Genomic DNA, 230 nt, shown 5'->3' with positions numbered 1-230 from the left:
ATTCAACCCTTTGCGCGTGCTTCAACCCTTGCGCAGGTCGTCGTCGTCCAGGATGCGGGCGGCCGCGCCGTCGAGGTCGTCATATTGCCCGCTCTTGAGCGACCACAGGAACGCGCCGAGGCCGAGGAGGCACAGACCCAGCGCGATTGGCAGCAAGTAGACGAGAACGTTCATTGCAAGATCGTTTCAAGCGGATATGGCGGAATCAAGGGGTCGCCGCGACCGTACGC

Annotated in this window: 1 protein-coding gene; it reads right to left on the bottom strand. The window is 62.2% G+C overall.

Annotation, left to right across the window (positions count from 1 at the left end; all coding sequences use genetic code 11):
- Nucleotides 1–21 precede the first annotated feature (21 nt).
- A complete protein-coding gene (ccoS, locus tag ACLJNW_RS29160) occupies nt 22–174 on the bottom strand; it encodes a cbb3-type cytochrome oxidase assembly protein CcoS (RefSeq protein WP_410962162.1) in 153 nt (50 codons plus the stop codon).
- Nucleotides 175–230 lie beyond the last annotated feature (56 nt).

The organism is Salmonella sp. SAL4457 (genome assembly GCF_046548235.1).
In the GTDB taxonomy this organism is placed as follows: Bacteria; Pseudomonadota; Gammaproteobacteria; order Enterobacterales; family Enterobacteriaceae; genus Salmonella; species Salmonella enterica.
Note: the sequence above shows the minus strand (reverse complement) of the source record. Positions and strands in the feature narration are given on the sequence as shown.